The following is a 20,048-nucleotide window of genomic DNA, read 5'->3' as shown; positions in this document are numbered from 1 at the left end:
CCCGACACCGACGACGAGTCCCCGGCGGTCGCGGACACCCTCGGCGCCTAGGACGAGGCGCTGGAGGGCGTGGAGTACCGGGAGAGCACCCGGCGCCGCGACCGGTGACACGCGGTCCCCGGCGGACGCTGTGAAGCCGACGGAGCCGGAGGAGCCGGTGGAGCCGGTGGAGCCGACGGTCCGTCAGTCCGCCGGACTCGAGGCCGACTCCGCGCCCGAGTCTGTGTCTGAGCCCCAGCCCGTGCCTGCGCCCGTCCCCGTGCTCGCGGCCGAGCCTGTGCCCGCGCCGGAGGCGATGCCGGGGCGCCGGAGCCGTACACGTTCCGGCGGCGCGGCCGGTGGCACCGTACGACGGGGGAGGGCGCGGGGACGCGATGCGCGGTCCGACGCCGCGCGTCCCCGCACCCCGGAGCGCGGCAAGCGCCCCGGCGACACCCGGACCAGGCGTACGCGTGCGCGCACCCCTGAGACGGGAGGCCCCCTGGGGGCGGGGCGGCCGCGCCGTGACGGGTGCCCGGGGGACACGGGCGCGGGTGACGGCGGCACCGAGGGAGAGGTGTGAGGGGCGTCTCAAGGGTGGCCGGCGCCCTCCTCCCGGAGGGGAGCACCGGGGCCGGGGACGACAGGCCGTTCGGACCCGGTGCCACCGGCCACCAGGGGGCACCGCCCGCCGTGGCGGCCCCGCCCGGGGCGTGACCCGGAGGACGCCCGTTCCGTTCACCTGAGAGGCGGAAGGCCCGGACGGGCCGTGACGCCGCGCCGCTCCTGTCCCGTCGACCTCGACACCTCCGTTCGGCGCCGTACCCGAGGCGTACAAAAGCGCAGAGGAAGCCCTTCCATGCATCAGCCGACTCCGCCTTCCGCACCCGACGCCGGTCCTGTCGTGGCCAGGGCCGCGTCGCCTTCCGCCGCCTCCGGCCCCGCCATGGCCAGGACCGTACCGGCGTCCGGGCCCGGCGCCGGCCGGCCGCGGGCGGCGGACCAGCGCGTGAGCGGGGGCCTGGGGGCGGAACAGCAGCGGAGGGCGGGTCACGCGGCAGAGCAATACCGGGGCGGTGGCCGCACGGGGGAGCACCGGGGCGGCGGTGAGGAGGAGTACCGGAGCGAGAGCCGCGTGGCCGCGGCGGCGGGACAGCTCCCCTCTCCGGTGCCTGGGGCATTCACCGGCGAGGGCCGGAACCGGAGCCCGCGCCCGCCCGCCGGGCCCGCGAGCGCCCCGGCCCTCGCCCGGACGCCGGGCGGGGTGCCGCTCCCGGTGACCGGGTTGCCTGTCGACCTGCCGTCCACCCACACCACCCTCATCTGTGTCGCTCTGCCGGGCCTCGCCGTCTCCCTGGGGCAGGGGCAGCTGACCGGGCGGGGCCTGGAGGGGTACTACCGAGGGGGCCGACGCCTGCTTTCACGGTGCCGCCTCCGGGTGGCCGGACGCGAGCCCCTCGAAGTACAGGCCCGGATGGCCGGTGCGGACCGGGCCCGCTTCGTGGGGACGCTCCGCGCGTCGTCCCCGCCCGGTCCCGACCCGGACGTCGTGGTCGAACGCGTCCGGCACGCGGACGGCACCGAACGGATCACCCTGCACAGCCGGGCCTCCCGCCCACTGCGCCTGCCGGTCGAGGTGGCCCTCGGCACGGATCTGGCCGACCTCGGGGCGATCGCCTCGGGCCGTGCGGGACCCGAGCTGCCCGCCAGCGTCCATGCCGCCGGTCTGCGGTGGGCCGGCCGCGTCGGCAGCTCGGTGATCACCGCCGATCCGCCACCGGCCGACGCCCTGGCCTCCGCGGGAGTGCTGCGGTGGGAGCTCGAACTGCCCCCTGGCGGCAGCACGAGCCTGGAACTGCGCGTGCGGCCCGACGGCGCGGGCCCCGTCCGGGCAGTGGGCCGTACGGCGACCGGTTCGCCGGCACCCGCAGCCGCGGCGGGCGACGACGCCCGCGTCCCCGCGTTCCTGCGGACGAGTCTCGACGACCTCCAGGCCCTGCTGCTGCGCGACCCCGCGCACCCGGCCGACCTCCACCTCGCGGCCGGAGCTCCCTGGCGCTGCGGCCTGGCCCCCGCGGAGGCGCTCGCCGCGGCCCGGATGGCGCTTCCCCTCGGCACCCGCCTCGCCGCGGGCACCCTGCGGATCCTCGCCCGCAGCCGGCTCTCCGCTCCGGGACCGAGCTCCGGCATGATCCCCGGGCCGCGGCGGGACGCCGGCCCGCACCTGCCGCCGGGCTGCACCGGTACCGAGGCCACCTTGCTCTTCCCGGTCCTCCTCGCGGAAGCCCGGCGCTGGGGGCTTTCCGAGCAGGAGACGGAGGAGTTGCTGCCGGCGGCCGAGCACTGCCTGACCTGGCTGCGGACCACGGTGGGCGACGGCACCTACGTACCGGATCCGCATTCCGGCGGCCTTGTCCGCTGTGAGACGCAGGCCCACGCCCACCGCGCCGCCCTGCTCGGCGCCGACCTGCTCGACTCCTGCGGCAGGCCCGGTGCCGCCGGACTGCGGCAGTGGGCCCAGGAACTGCGGGCGGCCTTCCGGCAGGACTTCTGGGCCGACGATCCGGGAGGGGGCAGACCGGCGGCGGCCCGGACCCCGGACGGGCGTCTCGTGCCGCACCTGGGCGCGGCAGCCGTCCACCTGCTGGACACCGGACTGCTCGGTGGCGGCGTGCAGGCACCGGGCCTGCTCGACAAGGCGCAGACCGGCCACCTCGCCCGGCTCCTGGGCAGCCCGGCCATGGACTCGGGGTGGGGGCTGCGCGGACTCGGGGCGAAGGAACCGGGATACAACCCGTTCGGCCACCGCGCCGGGGCGGTGCGGGTCCAGGAGACGGCGGTCGCCGTCGCGGGCCTGGCCGCCGCCGGCCACGAGAGGGAGGCCAGCTCGCTGCTGAGAGGCGTGCTGGCCGCCGCCGACGCTTTCGGGCACCGGCTGCCGGAGATGTACGCGGGCGAGCAGCGCACGGACGGCAGCGCACCGCTGCCCCACCCGGCGGCCTGCCGGCCCGCCGCCACGTCCGCGGCCGCCGCCGTCCTGCTGCTGACCACGCTCGTGGGGATCCGCCCCGACGCCCCGGCCGGGACGGTCACCCTGCACCCCGTGCGCAGCGCGCCCCTGGGCGAGATCAGCCTCACGGGACTGCGGGTCGCGGGCGGCCCCTTCTCCGCACGGGTCAGCCGGCTCGGCCTGGCCATGGTCGAGGAGGCGGCCGACGGACTGCTGCTGAGGTCGTGACCTCGCACGACACGGCACCGCACGAGACCGGGGAACGGAGGGACGGGCGGTACGGCGGGCGGAAGCGGCTCAACCGCCGGGGCACCTGGGAAGGGAGTGTTTATCGTCAGGGAGACGACTATGATCGCCGCATGCCCTACGACCCGTCGGCGTTTCCGCCCTTCGCAGTCACCGTGGACCTGGTCGTGCTGACCGTGCGACGTCATTCCCTGTGCGCGTTGGCGGTGCGCAGGGGCGAGCCGCCGTTCCAGGGACGCTGGGCTCTGCCCGGGGGGTTCGTCCGGGCCGACGAGGACCTGGCACAGGCGGCGGCGCGCGAACTGGCCGAGGAGACCGGACTGCGCGTCCACGACCCCTCGGCGCCCCTCCAGGACAACGGCGCCCACCTGGAACAACTCGCTTCGTACGGAGACCCCCGGCGCGATCCGCGGATGCGCGTGGTCAGCGTCGCCCACCTCGCCCTCGCCCCCGACCTTCCCGCCCCGCGGCCGGGCGGTGATGCAGGTGACGCGCGCTGGGCGCCGGTCGAGGAGCTGCTGGAGCAGGGCGGATACGGCCGGGACGGGGAACCGGCGGCGCCGCTCGCCTTCGACCACGCCCAGATCCTGGCCGACGGGGTGGAACGGGCCCGCTCCAAGATCGAGTACTCCTCGCTCGCCACGGCGTTCTGCCCGCCCGAGTTCACCGTCGGCGAGCTGCGCCGCGTCTACGAGGCGGTGTGGGGCGTGGCGCTCGACCCACGCAACTTCCACCGCAAGGTCACCGGGACACCGGGCTTCCTCGTCCCCACCGGCGGTACGACCACACGCCAGGGCGGCCGGCCGGCCCAGCTCTTCCGCGCCGGTGGCGCCACTCTCCTCAACCCCCCGATGCTGCGTCCCGAAGCGTGACGCCAAGCGCCCTGCCCGGCACGGTCCGTCCCATGGACCGGACCCGGGGGCAGCGGCGGAGCGCGCCGGGGGAGCGAGCGGTGAACAGGGATGCGACCAGGCCGATCGCCGTGCGGCGGACGGGTGTCAAGGTGCCCGGAAAATCGGACATAACGCGCTATCTTGCTGCGAGTGATCCAGGCCTTCGGACTGACCAGCAACCCTCGCAAAGAGCTGCCGCCCGCCGTCGACGACGTCTCGTTCGAGGCACCCGCAGGTCGCGTCACCGCGCTGCTCGGAGCACCGGGCGCCGGCAAGACGACGGTGATCCGGCTGATGCTCGAACTCCAACAGGGCCGAGGCGCCACGTACTTCAGGGGCCGTCCCCTGCACCGTATCGCCCACCCCTCGCGCGAAGTGGGCGTGCTGCTGGGCGATGTGCCGGGGCACCCGGCCAGGACGGTCCGCGGCCATCTCCGCATGCTGTGCGCGGCCGCCGGCGTCCCGGCGCGGCGCGCCGACGAAGTCCTGGAGGCGGTGGGCCTCGTGAGCCTGCGCGACGAGCGCCTCGGCACGCTCTCCCGCGGCATGGACCGCCGGCTCGGCCTGGCCTGCGCCCTGCTCGCCGACCCCCACACCCTCGTCCTCGACGCTCCGGCCGACGGCCTCTCCCCCCGTGAGGCCCGCTGGCTCCACGGCGCTCTGCGCACCTACGCCGTCCAGGGCGGCACCGTCCTGTTCGCGACGGCCGACCCCAAGGAGGCCGCGCGCACCGCCGACCGCGTCGTCACGCTGGACCGGGGCAGGCTCGTCGCCGACCAGGAAGCCGCGGACTTCGCCCGCACGCGGCTGCGCCCCCGCGTCGCCGTCCGCAGCCCGCACGCCGCTCGCCTCGCCGCGCTGCTCGCCAAGGAGGCCCGCGCGGCACGACGTTCCGTCGAGGTGGTGCGCGAGGGGGGGAATCGCCTGTCCGTGTACGGCAGCACGTGCGCCGACATCGGCGAGACCGCCTTCCGGCACGGCATCCTCGTGCATCAACTGGCCGACGAGATCGGTGACATGGGGCCCGGCGCGGGAGCGGCGCCCCCGAATCACGGGTCTGCGGCTCACGACCGCCCCTCCGCTCACGACCGCCCCTCCGCTCACGACCGCCCCTCCGCCCAGGATCACGGCGTCGACCAGGATCACAGCGTCGGCCGAGGGCAGTGCCTCCCCCCGGAGCGGTGCACCGGTCCGCAGGCCCGCCGGGCCGGTGCCGATCACGGCGCGAACGGGCAACCACCGGCCGATGCCGTCGATGCGCCGTCCGGCCCGCCGGAACAGGCCCCGGGCACCCGCAGGGGAGCCGGACGGCACCCGGGCCCGGATCCGGCAGAAGCCACTCCGCGCACGGCCCCGGGGACTTCGAGCCCCGGCCCGCGCCCGGCACCCGAGCCCGCGGAACCTGTCGGCCCGCGCCCGGTACCCGAGCCCGCGGAACCTGTCGGCCCGCGCCCGGTACCCGAGCCCGTGGAACCCGTCGGCCCGCGCCCGGTACCCGAATCCGTGGAACCTGTCGGCCCGCGCCCGGTACCCGAATCCGTGGAACCTGTCGGCCCGCGCCCGGCCCCCGAATCCGCGGAACCTGCCGGCCCGCGCCCGGCCCCCGAACCCGCGGAACCTGCCGCCCCCCGCACGAATCCCACCCCCGCGGAAGCCACCCCCCGCACGGCTTCCGTCCGCACCGGGGCTGCCTTTTCCGAATCCGCCCCCGCCCGCCCCTCCCCCCTCCCCCCGGTCTCCCCGCTCCCGCCCCCCATCTCCGTCCGCTCCGCCCCCAGCCCCCTGCGCCCCCTCCGCTACGAGATCCGCCGTGCCACAGGCGTCGGTACCGGGTTCCTCACCGCCGCCGTCGTGCTCGTGGTGTCCGCCGTGACCGCTGTCCTGCTGGCTCGCGTCGGGCACACCCCGCAGCCGCGCCTGCTCGCCGCATGGCCGCGGGAGCTGCCGCTGCCGCCCGCCGCGCTCGGCGCGGGGCTGCTCGGCGCGCTCTCCTTCGGAGACGAGTTCCGCCACCCCGCCCTGGCGGCGGACCGCGGCACCGTCCCCCGCCGGCTGGGGCTGCTCACCGCCAAACTCCTCGTCTCCGCCGTCACCGCGCTGCTGCTGGCCGTTCTCACCGTGGGCTGCGACGCCGAAGTGCTCTACCTGTTCTACGGACAGGAGCTCGCCCGTGTTCCCGCGGACTGGCTGTCCCTGAGCGCGGGGTGGGCCGGCCTGGTGGTCGGGTGCGCCTGGGCTGGTGTGCTGGCCGCCGGACTCTTCCGGTCCACCACGGCCGGACTGGCCGCGGTCGTCGCCGTCCCCGTCCTCGTCCTGCCACTCGTACAAAAGGTCTGGGAGGGAGCGTCCGTGCGGACCGCGGCCGGTCTTCCGATGCGGCTGCGCGAGGTCTTCCTGACCCAGTGGCCCTTCGGGGGAGAGCGCTATCTGGTCGCCACGCTGCGCGTACTCGCCCAACCCGTCGGTGGCGCGCTGACGTTGTCGCTGACTGCCCTGCTCTGCGCTTATCTGCTCACGGCCCTGCGCGGAAAGGTCCGGTGACGGCTGCCCGACCCGGTTCCGCCCCGGTTCAGTACCGGCCCTGTGCACAACTCCCCATGGAAAGTCCATTTCTTTCCGATAAGGCGTCAATTGCGACGGGGTGAGCGATCACCCTTTCGTGTGCTTTTCACCAAAGACCTCAAGGGAGTTGGGGGCACCGCCGACAAAGGATGCGTGAGTACCCTTGCGCAGACCATGATGACCGCCGCCCGCTCCGCAGACTCCGGCCTCACGAGCCCGGGCGAACTCGATCGCTACCCCTACGCCGAGACGCCCGCCGTCGACCGCGTCGGGCCCCCCGCCTGGGAGGGGGCGGATCCCGAGCTCGGCCGCGTGAGCCGGCGCGCCGCGGGCAGCCGCGGACGCGGACTGCACGGGCAACTCGTCCAGCAGCTGGGTCAGATGATCGTCTCCGGTGACCTGGGTGCCGACCGTCCGCTGGTGCCCGAGGAGATCGGGCAGCGTTTCGAGGTGTCCCGCACCGTCGTCCGCGAGTCGCTGCGCGTCCTGGAGGCCAAGGGTCTGGTCAGCGCCCGTCCGAACGTCGGTACGCGCGTGCGTCCCGTGAGCGACTGGAATCTGCTCGACCCCGACATCATCGAGTGGCGGGCGTTCGGACCGCAGCGCGACGACCAGCGCCGTGAGCTCAGCGAGCTGCGCTGGACGATCGAGCCGCTCGCCGCCCGCCTCGCCGCCGGGCACGGGCGGGAGGACGTCCAGCAGCGTCTGGCCGACATGGTCGAGATCATGGGCCACGCCATGGGGCAGGGCGACGCGCTCACCTTCTCGCGCGCCGACTCCGAGTTCCACACCCTCCTCATCCAGATCGCGGGCAACCGCATGCTGGAGCACCTGTCCGGGATCGTCTCCGCCGCCCTCCAGGTCTCCGGCGGCCCGGTCACGGGCTGTGACCGGCCGAACGAGGCGTCGCTGGCGCAGCACGGCAGGATCGTCGACGCCCTCGCCGCCGGTGACGGCGCGGCGGCCGAGGCCGCCATGCGCCAACTGCTCACGGTCCACCCCGAAGTGGAACGCGTGGTGCCCGCCCCGCGCGAGCACTGACCGCGTTCCGCGCAGCGGCGCGGCCGGGACCGCCAGCCCCTCCTCTGGCCATGCCCGGCCGGTGCGCCGTCGCCCGCGGGCCCCGCAGGATCCCCGTGATTCTGCGGGGCCCGGTGGCCTGGCGAGACGGCGACGTCCTCTCCGGCGGCGGAACAGCGCCACGGATGACCTCTTTCGTTCATATCTGGCAGCTTTTGAACGCTTACGGGGTGTGACTCGGGCCACGCGGATTGGGCGTAACACTCGTGGAAGCAGCGCGATGACCTAAGAGGTGACAGCCGCGGAGGAATACGGACGCCGTTCACGGCGCTGTGCATCTCCCGGCCCCCGCCCGCGCCGTCGGCCCATCCCCAAGCCGGCGGTCGGCTCCTGTCCGCCCGGACGGGGCCGGAAGCCGTTTTCCAACGTTCCGAGAGGTTGTTCGTGTCGGCCAGCACATCCCGTACGCTCCCGCCGGAGATCGCCGAGTCCGTCTCTGTCATGGCGCTCATTGAGCGGGGAAAGGCTGAGGGGCAGATCGCCGGCGATGACGTGCGTCGGGCCTTCGAAGCTGACCAGATTCCGGCCACTCAGTGGAAGAACGTACTGCGCAGCCTCAATCAGATCCTCGAGGAAGAGGGTGTGACGCTGATGGTCAGTGCCGCAGAGCCCAAGCGCACCCGCAAGAGCGTCGCAGCGAAGAGTCCCGCCAAGCGCACCGCCACCAAGACGGTCGCGGCCAAGGCGGTGACCACCCGGAAGGCCACCGCGACCGCCTCCCCGGCGGCGCCCGCCGGTGACCCCGCCACCGGGGAGGAGGCGCCGAAGAAGGCTGCCGCCAAGAAGACGACCGCCAAGAAGACGGCGGCGAAGAAGACCACCGCCAAGAAGACGGCGGCGAAGAAGACCACCGCCAAGAAGGACGACGTCGAGCTGCTCGACGACGAGGTGCTCGAGGACACCAAGGTCGCCGACGAGCCCGAGGGTGCCGAGAACGCGGGCTTCGTGCTGTCCGACGAGGACGAGGACGACGCGCCGGCCCAGCAGGTCGCCGCGGCCGGTGCCACCGCCGACCCGGTCAAGGACTACCTCAAGCAGATCGGCAAGGTCCCCCTGCTCAACGCCGAGCAGGAGGTCGAGCTCGCCAAGCGCATCGAGGCGGGTCTGTTCGCCGAGGACAAGCTGGCCAACTCCGACAAGCTGGCGCCGAAGCTCAAGCGCGAGCTGGAGATCATCGCCGAGGACGGCCGCCGCGCCAAGAACCACCTCCTGGAGGCCAACCTCCGTCTGGTGGTCTCCCTGGCCAAGCGCTACACGGGCCGCGGCATGCTCTTCCTGGACCTCATCCAGGAGGGCAACCTCGGTCTGATCCGCGCGGTCGAGAAGTTCGACTACACCAAGGGCTACAAGTTCTCCACGTATGCCACCTGGTGGATCCGTCAGGCGATCACCCGCGCGATGGCCGACCAGGCCCGCACCATCCGTATCCCGGTGCACATGGTCGAGGTCATCAACAAGCTCGCGCGCGTGCAGCGCCAGATGCTCCAGGACCTGGGCCGCGAGCCCACCCCGGAGGAGCTGGCCAAGGAGCTCGACATGACCCCGGAGAAGGTCATCGAGGTCCAGAAGTACGGCCGTGAGCCGATCTCGCTGCACACCCCGCTGGGCGAGGACGGCGACAGCGAGTTCGGTGACCTCATCGAGGACTCCGAGGCCGTCGTCCCGGCCGACGCGGTCAGCTTCACGCTCCTGCAGGAGCAGCTGCACTCCGTGCTCGACACCCTGTCCGAGCGCGAGGCGGGCGTCGTCTCCATGCGCTTCGGTCTCACCGACGGTCAGCCGAAGACCCTCGACGAGATCGGCAAGGTGTACGGCGTGACGCGTGAGCGCATCCGCCAGATCGAGTCCAAGACGATGTCGAAGCTGCGCCACCCGTCGCGCTCCCAGGTGCTGCGCGACTACCTCGACTAGGTCACCCGGCCCTACGGCCGGCCGGGCCCGGTTCCCCGCGGGGGGAACCGGGCCTTCGTGCTGCCGCGAGGCGGTGGCGCCGCGTGGCGCGGTGCGGGACGCGGCGAAGTCGATCACTCTGGGTGTTCCATGACCATCCCAGAGTGAGGAGACTGCATGCGTCGCCGCGTTGTCCGGGCGCTGGCCCGGTCACTGGTCCTGGCCGCCACAGCGACCGCCGTACCGCTGGGATCCACCGCCCCCGCGACCGCCGGCAGCGTCGTCGTCGGAGGCTTCCCGGTCGACGCCTCCGCCAGCCCGTGGGTCGTGGCGCTGTCCAGCCGTGAGCGGTTCGGGGGCACCCGCGCGGGCCAGTTCTGCGGGGGAGTGGCCGTGGGCCGGACCACCGTGCTCACCGCGGCCCACTGCCTGGGCGGGAAAGTCCTGGGGGTGCCGGTCGAGCGGGTGCGCGACCTGAAGATCGTGACGGGCCGCACGGACCTGCACACGGACCAGGGACGCGAGATCGCCGTCCGCGACGTCTGGGTGAACCCGGCCTACGACGACGCCGGCAACGCCGGGGACTACGCCGTGCTGACCCTCGCCGAACGTCTCCCCGCCGGGTCGTCCCTGGCGATGGCTCCCGCCGGCGACGCCGCGTACGCGCCGGACACGGACGCCCTCGTCTACGGGTGGGGGGACACCTCGGGCGCCGGGAACTATGCCGGCAGCCTGCGGGCGGCACGCGTGCGCGTGCTGCCGGACACGGTGTGCGAGAAAGCGTATCCGGGCAGTGCCGAGGGGAAGTACCACAGCGGCAGCATGCTGTGCGCGGGGGAGATGTCCGGTGGCCGCGACGCGTGCCAGGGGGACAGCGGCGGTCCGCTGGTTGCCCGCGGGAAGCTGATCGGGCTCGTCTCGTGGGGGAGCGGGTGCGGACGCTCGGGCAGCCCCGGGGTGTACACGCGGGTCTCGGCCGTCCTGCGCGCGCTGGGCTGGGAGGCCGCCGCGGCGGGACGGCGCGAGGGCGCCTGACGGGCCTCGGCGACACCGGCCGGGACACGAGCACGGGCGGCTGCCCCTGTGGTCCACAGGGGCAGCCGCCCGTTCCCCGGCCTGTGCCGGGCTGGCTCGTCGTCTAACGCGAGGTGGTCGTCTGGCGCGAGGTGTCAGCGCTCCTCGTCGGAGGCGTTTGCCGGAACGGAGGTCAGGCGCTCGGTCTCGTCCTGTATCTCAGCGGCGATCTTCTTGAGTTCCGGCTCGAACTTGCGCCCGTGGTGGGCGCAGAAGAGCAGTTCTCCGCCGCTCAGCAGGACGACGCGCAGGTATGCCTGGGCGCCGCAGCGGTCGCATCGGTCAGCGGCCGTCAGCGGGCTTGCGGAAGTCAGAACAGTAGTCACGTCGCCTCTTCTCTAGCTCGACGAGCTGTCGTACCAGGGTCAACATCCAACCAGCCCCAAACGTTCCCGCTCGTGGCTTTTCCTCGAAAAAATCTTCCGGGGAGGCTGGCTGCTGCCGGTTGGCGGCGAATGTGCCGTATTGCGTGTCAGTCGTGTCGTACGGGTTCGCGCGGTCGGTCAGGGTCGGTCCTGCCGGCTGGGTTGCCGGTTGTTCATGAGGACGTGCCCGGAGCCTAAATGGTTCATGCCTCGATGGGAACGTGATGTGTGCTTCACTCCGTCGAGGGATCGAACGTGTATGCGATCCTGGACTAGTCTGAGTTCCTGGTGAGGGTGGCGTTACAACGGCTCTACCAGGCATCGGTACCCTCTCACCGGTGACTGACGCCGTGCCCTTACCCAGAAGGGCCCCATCTGAAATTCAGCGAGGAGCGAACCGCGTGACCGCCGAGACGTCCGTGCCGTCCACAGCGCTGCTGGCAGGAGCAGACCGGGACGGTTCCAACTACACCGCGCGGCACCTGCTCGTCCTCGAGGGGCTCGAGGCCGTACGCAAGCGCCCCGGCATGTACATCGGCTCGACCGACAGCCGTGGTCTGATGCACTGCCTGTGGGAGATCATCGACAACTCCGTCGACGAGGCCCTGGGCGGGTACTGCGACCACATCGAGGTGATCCTCCACGACGACGCGTCGGTGGAGGTCCGCGACAACGGCCGCGGCATCCCGGTCGACGTCGAGCCCAAGACCGGCCTGTCCGGCGTCGAGGTCGTCATGACCAAGCTGCACGCCGGCGGAAAGTTCGGCGGCGGCTCGTACGCCGCCTCCGGCGGCCTGCACGGCGTCGGCGCCTCCGTGGTGAACGCCCTGTCCGCCCGGCTGGACGTCGAGGTCGACCGTGGCGGGCACACCCACGCCATCAGCTTCCGGCGCGGCGTCCCCGGCGCCTTCTCCGGCAACGGCCCGGAGGCGAAGTTCGAGGCCGGGAGCGGCCTGCGCAAGACCAAGAAGATCCCCAAGAGCCGCACCGGCACGCGCGTGCGCTACTGGGCCGACCGCCAGATCTTCCTCAAGGACGCCAAGCTCTCCCTGGAGAACCTGCACCAGCGCGCCCGCCAGACCGCGTTCCTGGTGCCCGGCCTGACGATCGTCGTCCGCGACGAGTTCGGCCTCGGCGAGGGCGGCAGCAAGGGTGAGGAGTCCTTCCGCTTCGACGGCGGCATCAGCGAATTCTGCGAGTTCCTGGCGAGCGACAGGCCCGTCTGCGATGTCCTCCGCTTCTCCGGGCAGGGCACGTTCAAGGAGACGGTTCCCGTCCTGGACGACCACGGCCAGATGACGCCCACCGAGGTCACGCGTGAGCTCGGCGTCGACGTCGCGCTGCGCTGGGGGACCGGCTACGACACCACGGTCAAGTCGTTCGTCAACATCATCGCCACCCCCAAGGGCGGCACCCACGTGGCCGGCTTCGAACAGGCGGTCGCGAAGACGATGAACGAGGTGCTGCGCGCCAAGAAGCTCCTGCGCGTCGCCGAGGACGACATCGTCAAGGACGACGCCCTGGAGGGCCTCACGGCGGTCGTCACGGTCCGTCTCGCCGAGCCCCAGTTCGAGGGGCAGACCAAGGAGGTCCTCGGCACCTCGGCGGCCCGCCGCATCGTGAACAACGTCGTCTCCAAGGAACTCAAGGCGTTCCTGACGTCCACCAAGCGGGACGCCGCCCAGCAGGCCCGTGTCGTCATGGAGAAGGCCGTCGCCGCGGCCCGTACCCGTATCGCCGCCCGCCAGCACAAGGACGCGCAGCGCCGCAAGACGGCCCTGGAGTCCTCCTCGCTGCCGGCGAAGCTCGCCGACTGCCGCAGCGACGACGTCGAGCGCAGCGAGCTGTTCATCGTCGAGGGGGACTCCGCGCTGGGCACGGCGAAGCTGGCCCGGAACTCCGAGTTCCAGGCGCTGCTGCCGATCCGCGGCAAGATCCTCAACGTCCAGAAGTCGTCCGTGTCGGACATGCTGAAGAACGCCGAGTGCGGCGCGATCATCCAGGTCATAGGAGCCGGTTCCGGCCGGACCTTCGACATCGACGCGGCCCGCTACGGCAAGATCATTATGATGACCGACGCCGACGTGGACGGCTCCCACATCCGCACCCTGCTCCTGACCCTGTTCCACCGCTACATGCGGCCCATGGTCGAGGCGGGCCGGGTCTTCGCCGCGGTGCCGCCGCTGCACCGCATCGAGCTGGTCCAGCCGAAGAAGGGGCAGGACAAGTACGTCTACACGTACTCGGACCGCGAGCTGCGCGACAAGCTCATGGAGTTCCAGAGCAAGGGCATCCGCTACAAGGACTCCATCCAGCGGTACAAGGGCCTCGGCGAGATGGACGCCGACCAGCTGGCCGAGACCACCATGGACCCGCGTCGCCGCACCCTGCGCCGGATCAACCTCACCGACCTGGAGGCCGCCGAGCAGGTCTTCGACCTGCTCATGGGCAACGACGTCGCGCCCCGCAAGGAGTTCATCTCCAGCTCGGCGGCGACGCTGGACCGGTCGCGCATCGACGCGTGAGGCGACGCCGTGCCCGGACCGGTCCCGGTCCGGGCACGCCCGGCCGGCCGTACGTCCCGTCGCGTTTCTCCGCCGTGCCGACCGCGCGGGGCACCACGGTCACCTCGGCGAAGGCCCCGAACGTGGCCGAGTACGCGGAGACCGGGGGTGCGGCCGCCGACGAGGGCGGACACCGCCCTGCGCGGCTCATGCGGCGGACCCGTCCTCAGGCCCGGGTCGCCCACACGTAACGGTGTTCCGGGCGGCCCGCGTCGCCGTACTTGAGGGTCAGCCGGGCCCGTCCCGTGCGTTCCAGGAGCTTCAGGTAACGCTGGGCGGTCTGACGGCTGACGCCGGTCCGTTCGGCGATCTCCTGGGCCGAGAGGGGGCCGTCGGCCTTCATCAGGGACTGCCGCACCAGCTCCGCGGTGGTGGGGGAGTGCCCCTTGGGCAATCCCGGCTCGGACGACGCCGACAACGCGCCGAAGATCCGGTCCACCTCGGCCTGTTCCGCCTCGCCGCCGCCGTCCAGGGTGCGGCGCAGCTCCGCGTACGCCTCCAGCTTGGCGCGCAGCCCCGCGAAGGCGAACGGTTTGACCAGGTACTGCAGCGCGCCGTGCCGCATCGCCGCCTGCACGGTCGACACGTCCCGCGCGGCCGTCACCATGATCACGTCGGCCTGGTGGCCGCGCCGGCGCATCTCCTGGACAACCGTCAGCCCCGTGCGGTCGGGCAGGTAGTGGTCCAGGAGGACCAGGTCGAGACGGGGCAGCGTCTCCAGGCAGCGCAACGCCTCCGCCGCGCTGTGCGCCTCGCCGGCGACGTGGAAGCCCGGCACCTTCCCGACGTAGGCGGCGTTGACCCGCGCGACCCGCGTGTCGTCGTCCACGACCAGGACCTCGATCATCGTGTCTCCTCCTCGGCGGTGGTGTCCGCGGGGGCGGTCAGGGCGGGTGCCGGGGCCCGGTCCGGCTCCGCCAGCGCCTCCGGCAGGACGACGGTGAACTCCGCGCCCCCGCCGTGCGTCTCGCCGACCGTCGCGCTGCCGCCCTGCCGTTCGGCCAGCCGGCGCACCAGGGACAGCCCGATGCCGCGCTGCCGGTGCGCCGGCGGTTCCTTGGTGGACCACCCCTCCATGAAGACCGACTCCCGGTGTTCCGGCGGGATGCCGGGCCCGGTGTCGCGCACCCTGAGGACCGCGGTACGGCCTTCCGCGCGCAGTTCGACCTCCACGCGCGCGTGCCGTGTTCCGGCGACGGCGTCGAGCGCGTTGTCCACCAGGTTGCCGACGATCGTGACGAGCCCCCGCGCGTCGACCAGGCGGTCCGGGAGCCGGGTCCGGTCCGAGACCCACAGGGCCACGCCGCGCTCCGCCGCCACGGTCGCCTTGCCGACCAGCAGGGCGGCGAGCAGGGGATCCCGGATCCGCTCGGTGACCTGCTCCGAGGTGGCCCGGTGGTTGCCGACCACCTCGCCCACGAACTCCACGGCGTCGTCGTACATCTCCAGCTCCAGCAGCCCCAGCAGCGTGTGCATGCGGTTGGCGTGCTCGTGGTCCTGGGCCCGCAGGGCGTCGATCAGGCCGCGCGTGGAGTCCAGCTCCCGGCCGAGCTGCTCCAGCTCGGTGCGGTCGCGCAGGGTGGCGACGGCGCCGCCGTCGCCGGTGGGCATCCGGTTGGCGACCAGGACCCGCCGGCCGCGCACGGTGAGCAGGTCGGTGCCGGTCACCCGGCCGGCCAGCACGTCGGCCGTACGCCCCTCGCCGAGTGCCTCGCCGGGGGAGAGGCCGACGGCTTCGCCGCCGATGCCGAGCAGGCGCTGCGCCTCGTCGTTGAGGAGGCGGATCCGGCCGGCGCGGTCCAGGGCGACGACGCCCTCGCGGATGCCGTGCAGCATGGCCTCGCGTTCCGCGAGCAGCGCCGCGATGTCCGAAAAGGCCAGGTCCCGGGTCTGCCGTTGCACACGGCGCGAGATGAGCCAGGCGGCCAGCGCGCCGACGGCCAGGGCGCCGCCGGCGTACGCGAACAGCCCCGGGATCGCGTGGAGCAGCCGGGCCCGGACGCTGTCGTACGCGATGCCGACGGAGACGGCCCCCACGATCTCGCCGCCGCTGTCGCGCAGCGGCACCTTGCCGCGGGCGGAGCGGCCGAGCGTGCCGTCGTCGATCTCCATGACCTCCCGCCCGGCGAGGGCCTGCCCCGGATCGGTGGAGACGACGCCGCCGATCCGCCGCGGATCGGTGTGCGACCAGCGCACGCCCCGCGCGTCCATGACGACGACGTACTCCGCCCCGGTGGCCTTCCGGATCCGTTCCGCCTCCCGCTGCACCGGGCCGCCCGGCGACGGGCGGGTGCCGCGCAGATCCCGCGCGATCTGCGGCTGCTGCGCCGTGGTCTGCGCGATCGCGAGCGCCCGGCGCATCGCCTGGTCGTCCAGCTGGTCCCCGAGCGGCGCCAGGAACAGCCCGGTGGCGAGCACCGCGACACCCGCCGCGATCGCCAGCTGCATGAGCAGCACCTGCGAGAACACCCGCCGAGGCAGTCCGAGGCGCAGGCGGCGTGCGGGGGGAGTGGGGCTCATACCCCGACGGTACGCGGCGGTGCGGGGCGTGCCGTAGAGGGGTGTGGCGCGGATCTCCCCGCCCCGCCGAGGGCCTGGCCTGTGCCGACGCGTGCCGCCCGGTGCGGTCAGCTCGCGAGCGCCGCCACCGTCAGCTCGCGGACCGCCCGCACGTCCATGCGGGCCGGCGCGCCCAGCACCGACGTCCCGCAGCTCTCCGGGCGCGGCGGCAGCGCGGTCCCCTGCGCCACGACGACCCGCCAGCGCCTGCCGTCGGAGTGGGCGACGGTCACCTCCCAGCGCGGTGCCGCGCCCTCGGTCCGTACGACGCTCAGCGCGTCCGCCGCGTGCTCGCCCGTCGCCGTGCGCACGGCCAGCTCGGCCGCCTGGCCGGGCCTCTCCCACGCCGAGCTCCCGCGGCAGCCGTCGACGACGATCCGCCCTTCCCGCACGCCGTGCAGGATCTCCTTGACGGCGTGGGCCCCGACCCGGCCGTACGCGTAGCCGTAGGGCAGCACCAGCAGCGTGGGCGAGAAGCGGTGGCCACCCAGATGGGTGACCTCCCAGATGCCCTCGACTCCCGAGGCGGCGAGTTCGGCGGCCAGTGGCCGGCCGAGGAGGGCGCAGCAGCGGTCGCGCTTGCCGTTGGTGCAGACCAGCGTGAGCGGGCCACCCGTGTGGGGGCGGCCGTCGAGCGCGGCGCCGAAGGTGCGGTGGTCGCCCCGGCCGAGGGCTGCGAAGTCGAGGCCGAGCAGCTGGTGCGGGTCGGTGATCGTGGCGCCGTGCACCCAGGCATTGCCCGGAACGGTGTGGGCGGCGTACACCCGTCGCTCGGCGGAGGCGTCGCAGTCCGCGTGGCGGCCGGGGCGGCGGATGAGCGCGATCCGCACTCCCGTGCCCTTGGCGGCCTTCTCCAGGGCGCGGCCGAGCGCGGGGTCCAGGTGGCTGGACGTGAGGGCCTTGGCCCCCCACGGACCGGACTGCTCCAGCAGCAGCCAGGTCCTCGCGGTGGCCGCGGTGCCCGCGAGGGGCTCCTCGAGGTCCCGGGAGACGGTTGAGCACGTACTCACAGAGGTGAGCCTAACCTGACTTGAGGGGCGGCGACTTCCAGCCGCGCCCGGGCGTGGCACCGGGAGCCGTCCCGGGCGCCGGGATGCTGTGGCACAGGGGTTCCCCGGGACCGTGCGTCCATACCTCACGGCCCCCGGGAAGCGCACCCTCCGCAAACGTCTCCGTCTGTGCCGTCCCGCGGCGGACGCCGCCGCCGTCCTCATCCGCCGTGTGCCTCTTCACCCGGTCCCGGCAGCGGCCGTGGCGGTCGCGGGCCCACGTACGTCCCGCTCGGGCGCATGCGCAGCGGGCGTTCCCCGTACTCCTCCAGGGCGTGGGCGATCCAGCCCGCCGTACGGGCGACGGCGAAGATCGTCTCCCCTGCCGCGGCCGGCATCCCGGAGGAGACCGTGAACACGGCCAGCGCCAGGTCGACGTTGGCGTGCAGCGGAGCGTGGCGGGCGGTGGTGGCGACGATGTCGCGGGCCGCGGCGAGGGCGGGCGCCGCCGCGGGGATCTCCTCCAGGAGGGCGAACAGGGCACGCGCGCGCGGGTCCTCACCGGCATAGAGCCGGTGGCCCAGTCCCGGGATACGGCGGCCGGCGCGCAGTTCGTCCGCGATCACCGGCGCGGCGCTGCCCTGGTCGAGCACCTCCAGCAGCAGCCGGTGGGCGAGCCCGCCGGCCGCACCGTGCAGCGGACCCTCGATCACGCCGAGCCCGGCGGAGACGGCGGCGTAGGCGTGTGCCCTGGCCGACGCGGCGACGCGCACGGCGAGCGTCGAGGCGGCCAGGTCGTGGTCGGCGAGCAGGGACAGCGCCCGGTCCAGGACCTTCAGCGACGCCTCGTCGGCGGGCCGCCCGCTCAGCCGCCCCCACAGGCGGCGGGCCAGCGGCCCTTCGTCGCGGTGACCGGGGGACACCGGTGGCAGGGCGGCGACCAGGGTGGGGACGAGAACGCGGGCGGTGCCGAGCACGGCGGCCTCGGAGAGGTCGAAACGCAGCGGGTCCGCGGTCGCCGCGGCCGCCGCCGCCACCCGCAGCCGGTCCACGGGGCCGGCGTGCTCGGGCAGGGCGTCGACGGCCCGGCGGGCGGCCGCGACGGAGGCGTCGGGGGCGTGGAACGCGGCGCCGGGCCGCAGCCTTCCCGTCCACAGCCACTCGGCGACCTCCTCGTAGGGGTGGCGGGCCGCCAGCTCCACCGCGTCGACGCCCCGGAAGTAGTACCGGTCCGTGTCGATGAGCGTGATGCGGGTGTGGACGGACGACTCGGTGCCGGGCACCGTCCCGGTGCCGCTCTCCCTCCTGTTGCGCCGGGCGAGCGCCTCCACCTCTGCGGCGGCGAAGGTGCTGCCCCGCCCGCCGGGCTCGCGCCTGCTGCTGAGCTGGCCGCGGCTGACGTACGCGTACACGGTCTCGGGCTTCACGCCGAGGAGTGCGGCGGCCTCCTTGGTGCTCAGGCGCCGCTCCGCGCCGACGGGCCGGCCAGATTCTCGATCACGCATGGGACCACCGTATCCATCCTGTCTTTGTATTGATTCAATCAATATTGACGGGTGTAGCGTCAAGTGTGGATAGTCGAATCAATCAGGGAAGAGTGCCGGGAGGAAGACATGCCGGACAACAGGCCCGGAGCCACGCTCGTCGACGTACCGCGGGGGCTCGCGGGCGTCGTGGTCACCGACACCGAGATCGGTGACGTCCGAGGGCACGAAGGCTTTTACCACTACCGCCAGTACTCGGCCGTGGAGCTCGCGCGGACCCGCTCCTTCGAGGACGTGTGGCACCTGCTGTTCCACGGGGAGCTGCCCAACGCGCGGCAGAGCGCCTCCTTCGCCGCGCAGGCCGCCGCGCTGCGGCGGCTGCCCGGCCAGGTGCGGGCGGCCCTGCCCGCCATCGCGGCGGCGAGCGGGCGCTCCGGCCCGCTCGCCGGAATGCGGACGGCGCTGTCGCTGCTCGGCGCCGCGCAGGGCTTTTGCCCGGTGTACGACATCGGCGCCGGCCGGCGCCGCCGGGACGGCCTCGTGGCGGCAGCGGCGGTGCCGACACTGCTCACCGCGCTGCACCGGCTGAGACGGGGACTGGAGCCGGTGGAGCCGCGCGAGGATCTGTCGTACGCCGCGAACTATCTCTACATGCTGACGGGGTCCGAACCGGACGAGGAGCGGACCCGTGCCATCGAGCAGTACCTGATCTCAACCATTGATCACGGGTTCAACGCGTCGACGTTCACGGCACGGGTGATCGCGTCGACGGGGGCGGACATGGCCGGGTGTCTCACGGGGGCGGTGGCGGCGCTGTCGGGGCCGCTGCACGGGGGAGCGCCCAGCAGGGCGCTGGACACGCTCGACGCGATCGGCACGCCGGACCGCATCGACCCCTGGATCCGTGAGCGAGTCCTCGCGGGTGAGCGCATCATGGGCTTCGGTCACGCCGTCTACCGCACCGAGGACCCTCGCTCCAGGATGCTGCGTGAGGTGGCCCGGCGGTTCGGTGGTCCGCGGGTCGAGTTCGCCGTCGAGGTCGAGCGGCGCGTCGAGGCGATCCTCGCGGAACTGAAACCCGGCCGGGAGCTCCACACCAACGTCGAGTTCTACGCGGGCGTGGTGATGGAACTGTGCGGCCTGCCACGGGAGATGTTCACTCCGACGTTCGCGGCGGCGCGGGTGGTGGGCTGGAGCGCGAACGTCCTGGAGCAGGCGGAGGACAAGAAGATCATCAGGCCGGTGGCGCGGTACGTGGGGCCGAAGGCGCCGGTGGCCGTCCCCCGGGCGACCTGACCACGGAGCCCGGCCGCCGGTGCCGGGCTCCGCCGCCGGTGCCGGGCTCCGCTCCGG

Annotated in this window: 13 protein-coding genes; 8 read left to right on the top strand and 5 right to left on the bottom strand. The window is 73.5% G+C overall.

The genetic code is table 11. The annotated features are described in order from the left end of the window. The first annotated feature begins 1,255 nt into the window (after positions 1 to 1,255). The 6 genes from ABZ340_RS27765 (at position 1,256) to ABZ340_RS27740 (ending at position 10,695) form a co-directional block, all read left to right on the top strand. The gene (locus tag ABZ340_RS27765) at positions 1,256 to 3,217 is read left to right on the top strand and encodes a glycogen debranching N-terminal domain-containing protein (protein ID WP_358784563.1); all 1,962 of its coding nucleotides are present in this window, start codon (positions 1,256 to 1,258) and stop codon (positions 3,215 to 3,217) included. Positions 3,218 to 3,348: 131 nt separating this feature from the next. Further along, entirely contained in the window at positions 3,349 to 4,107 is a 759-nt protein-coding gene (locus ABZ340_RS27760; protein WP_358784562.1) for an NUDIX domain-containing protein, read from the top strand. A gap of 171 nt (positions 4,108 to 4,278) precedes the next feature. Then, a complete protein-coding gene (locus tag ABZ340_RS27755) occupies positions 4,279 to 6,669 on the top strand; it encodes an ATP-binding cassette domain-containing protein (RefSeq protein WP_358784561.1) in 2,391 nt (796 codons plus the stop codon). A gap of 174 nt (positions 6,670 to 6,843) precedes the next feature. Then, positions 6,844 to 7,731, top strand: coding sequence for an FCD domain-containing protein (locus ABZ340_RS27750; RefSeq protein WP_358784560.1), 888 nt, complete (start codon positions 6,844 to 6,846; stop codon positions 7,729 to 7,731). Positions 7,732 to 8,154: 423 nt separating this feature from the next. Further along, a complete protein-coding gene (locus ABZ340_RS27745) occupies positions 8,155 to 9,681 on the top strand; it encodes an RNA polymerase sigma factor (RefSeq protein ID WP_358784559.1) in 1,527 nt (508 codons plus the stop codon). A 156-nt stretch (positions 9,682 to 9,837) separates the two neighbouring features. Continuing rightward, entirely contained in the window at positions 9,838 to 10,695 is an 858-nt protein-coding gene (locus ABZ340_RS27740) for a serine protease (protein ID WP_358784558.1), read from the top strand. A 134-nt stretch (positions 10,696 to 10,829) separates the two neighbouring features. On the opposite strand, the gene ABZ340_RS27735 is transcribed toward ABZ340_RS27740, so the two are convergent. Then, complete coding sequence (locus tag ABZ340_RS27735) at positions 10,830 to 11,060, bottom strand: hypothetical protein (RefSeq protein WP_358784557.1); 231 nt, start codon at positions 11,058 to 11,060, stop codon at positions 10,830 to 10,832. Between the two features lie 440 nt (positions 11,061 to 11,500). Between ABZ340_RS27735 and ABZ340_RS27730 the strand changes: the two genes are divergently transcribed. After that, positions 11,501 to 13,624 carry a DNA topoisomerase IV subunit B gene (locus ABZ340_RS27730; protein ID WP_358784556.1) on the top strand — a complete coding sequence of 708 codons (2,124 nt, stop codon included), beginning with the start codon at positions 11,501 to 11,503 and terminating at the stop codon, positions 13,622 to 13,624. Positions 13,625 to 13,829: 205 nt separating this feature from the next. Here the strand turns inward: ABZ340_RS27730 and ABZ340_RS27725 are convergent, their stop codons facing one another. From ABZ340_RS27725 to ABZ340_RS27710, 4 genes are all read right to left on the bottom strand, one after another. Then, on the bottom strand, positions 13,830 to 14,510 hold the full coding sequence (locus ABZ340_RS27725; RefSeq protein WP_358784555.1) for a response regulator: 681 nt from the start codon (positions 14,508 to 14,510) through the stop codon (positions 13,830 to 13,832). Beyond that, entirely contained in the window at positions 14,507 to 16,183 is a 1,677-nt protein-coding gene (locus tag ABZ340_RS27720) for a sensor histidine kinase (protein WP_358784554.1), read from the bottom strand. Before ABZ340_RS27720 ends, ABZ340_RS27725 begins: the two co-directional genes overlap by 4 nt. Before the next feature lie 107 nt (positions 16,184 to 16,290). Further along, positions 16,291 to 17,232 (bottom strand): sucrase ferredoxin, encoded by a 942-nt coding sequence (locus ABZ340_RS27715; protein WP_358784553.1) that lies wholly within the window; start codon positions 17,230 to 17,232, stop codon positions 16,291 to 16,293. 200 nt (positions 17,233 to 17,432) lie between these two features. Continuing rightward, entirely contained in the window at positions 17,433 to 18,716 is a 1,284-nt protein-coding gene (locus tag ABZ340_RS27710; protein WP_358784552.1) for a citrate synthase, read from the bottom strand. A 108-nt stretch (positions 18,717 to 18,824) separates the two neighbouring features. Here ABZ340_RS27710 and ABZ340_RS27705 point away from each other — a divergent pair, with 108 nt between their 5' ends. Then, the gene (locus ABZ340_RS27705) at positions 18,825 to 19,991 is read left to right on the top strand and encodes a citrate synthase/methylcitrate synthase (RefSeq protein ID WP_358784551.1); all 1,167 of its coding nucleotides are present in this window, start codon (positions 18,825 to 18,827) and stop codon (positions 19,989 to 19,991) included. Positions 19,992 to 20,048 lie beyond the last annotated feature (57 nt).

It is taken from the genome of Streptomyces sp. NPDC006134 (genome assembly GCF_040628835.1).
In the GTDB taxonomy this organism is placed as follows: Bacteria; Actinomycetota; Actinomycetes; order Streptomycetales; family Streptomycetaceae; genus Streptomyces.
The sequence above is the reverse complement of the archived record's forward strand: the minus strand, read 5'-3'. Positions and strand labels throughout refer to the sequence as shown.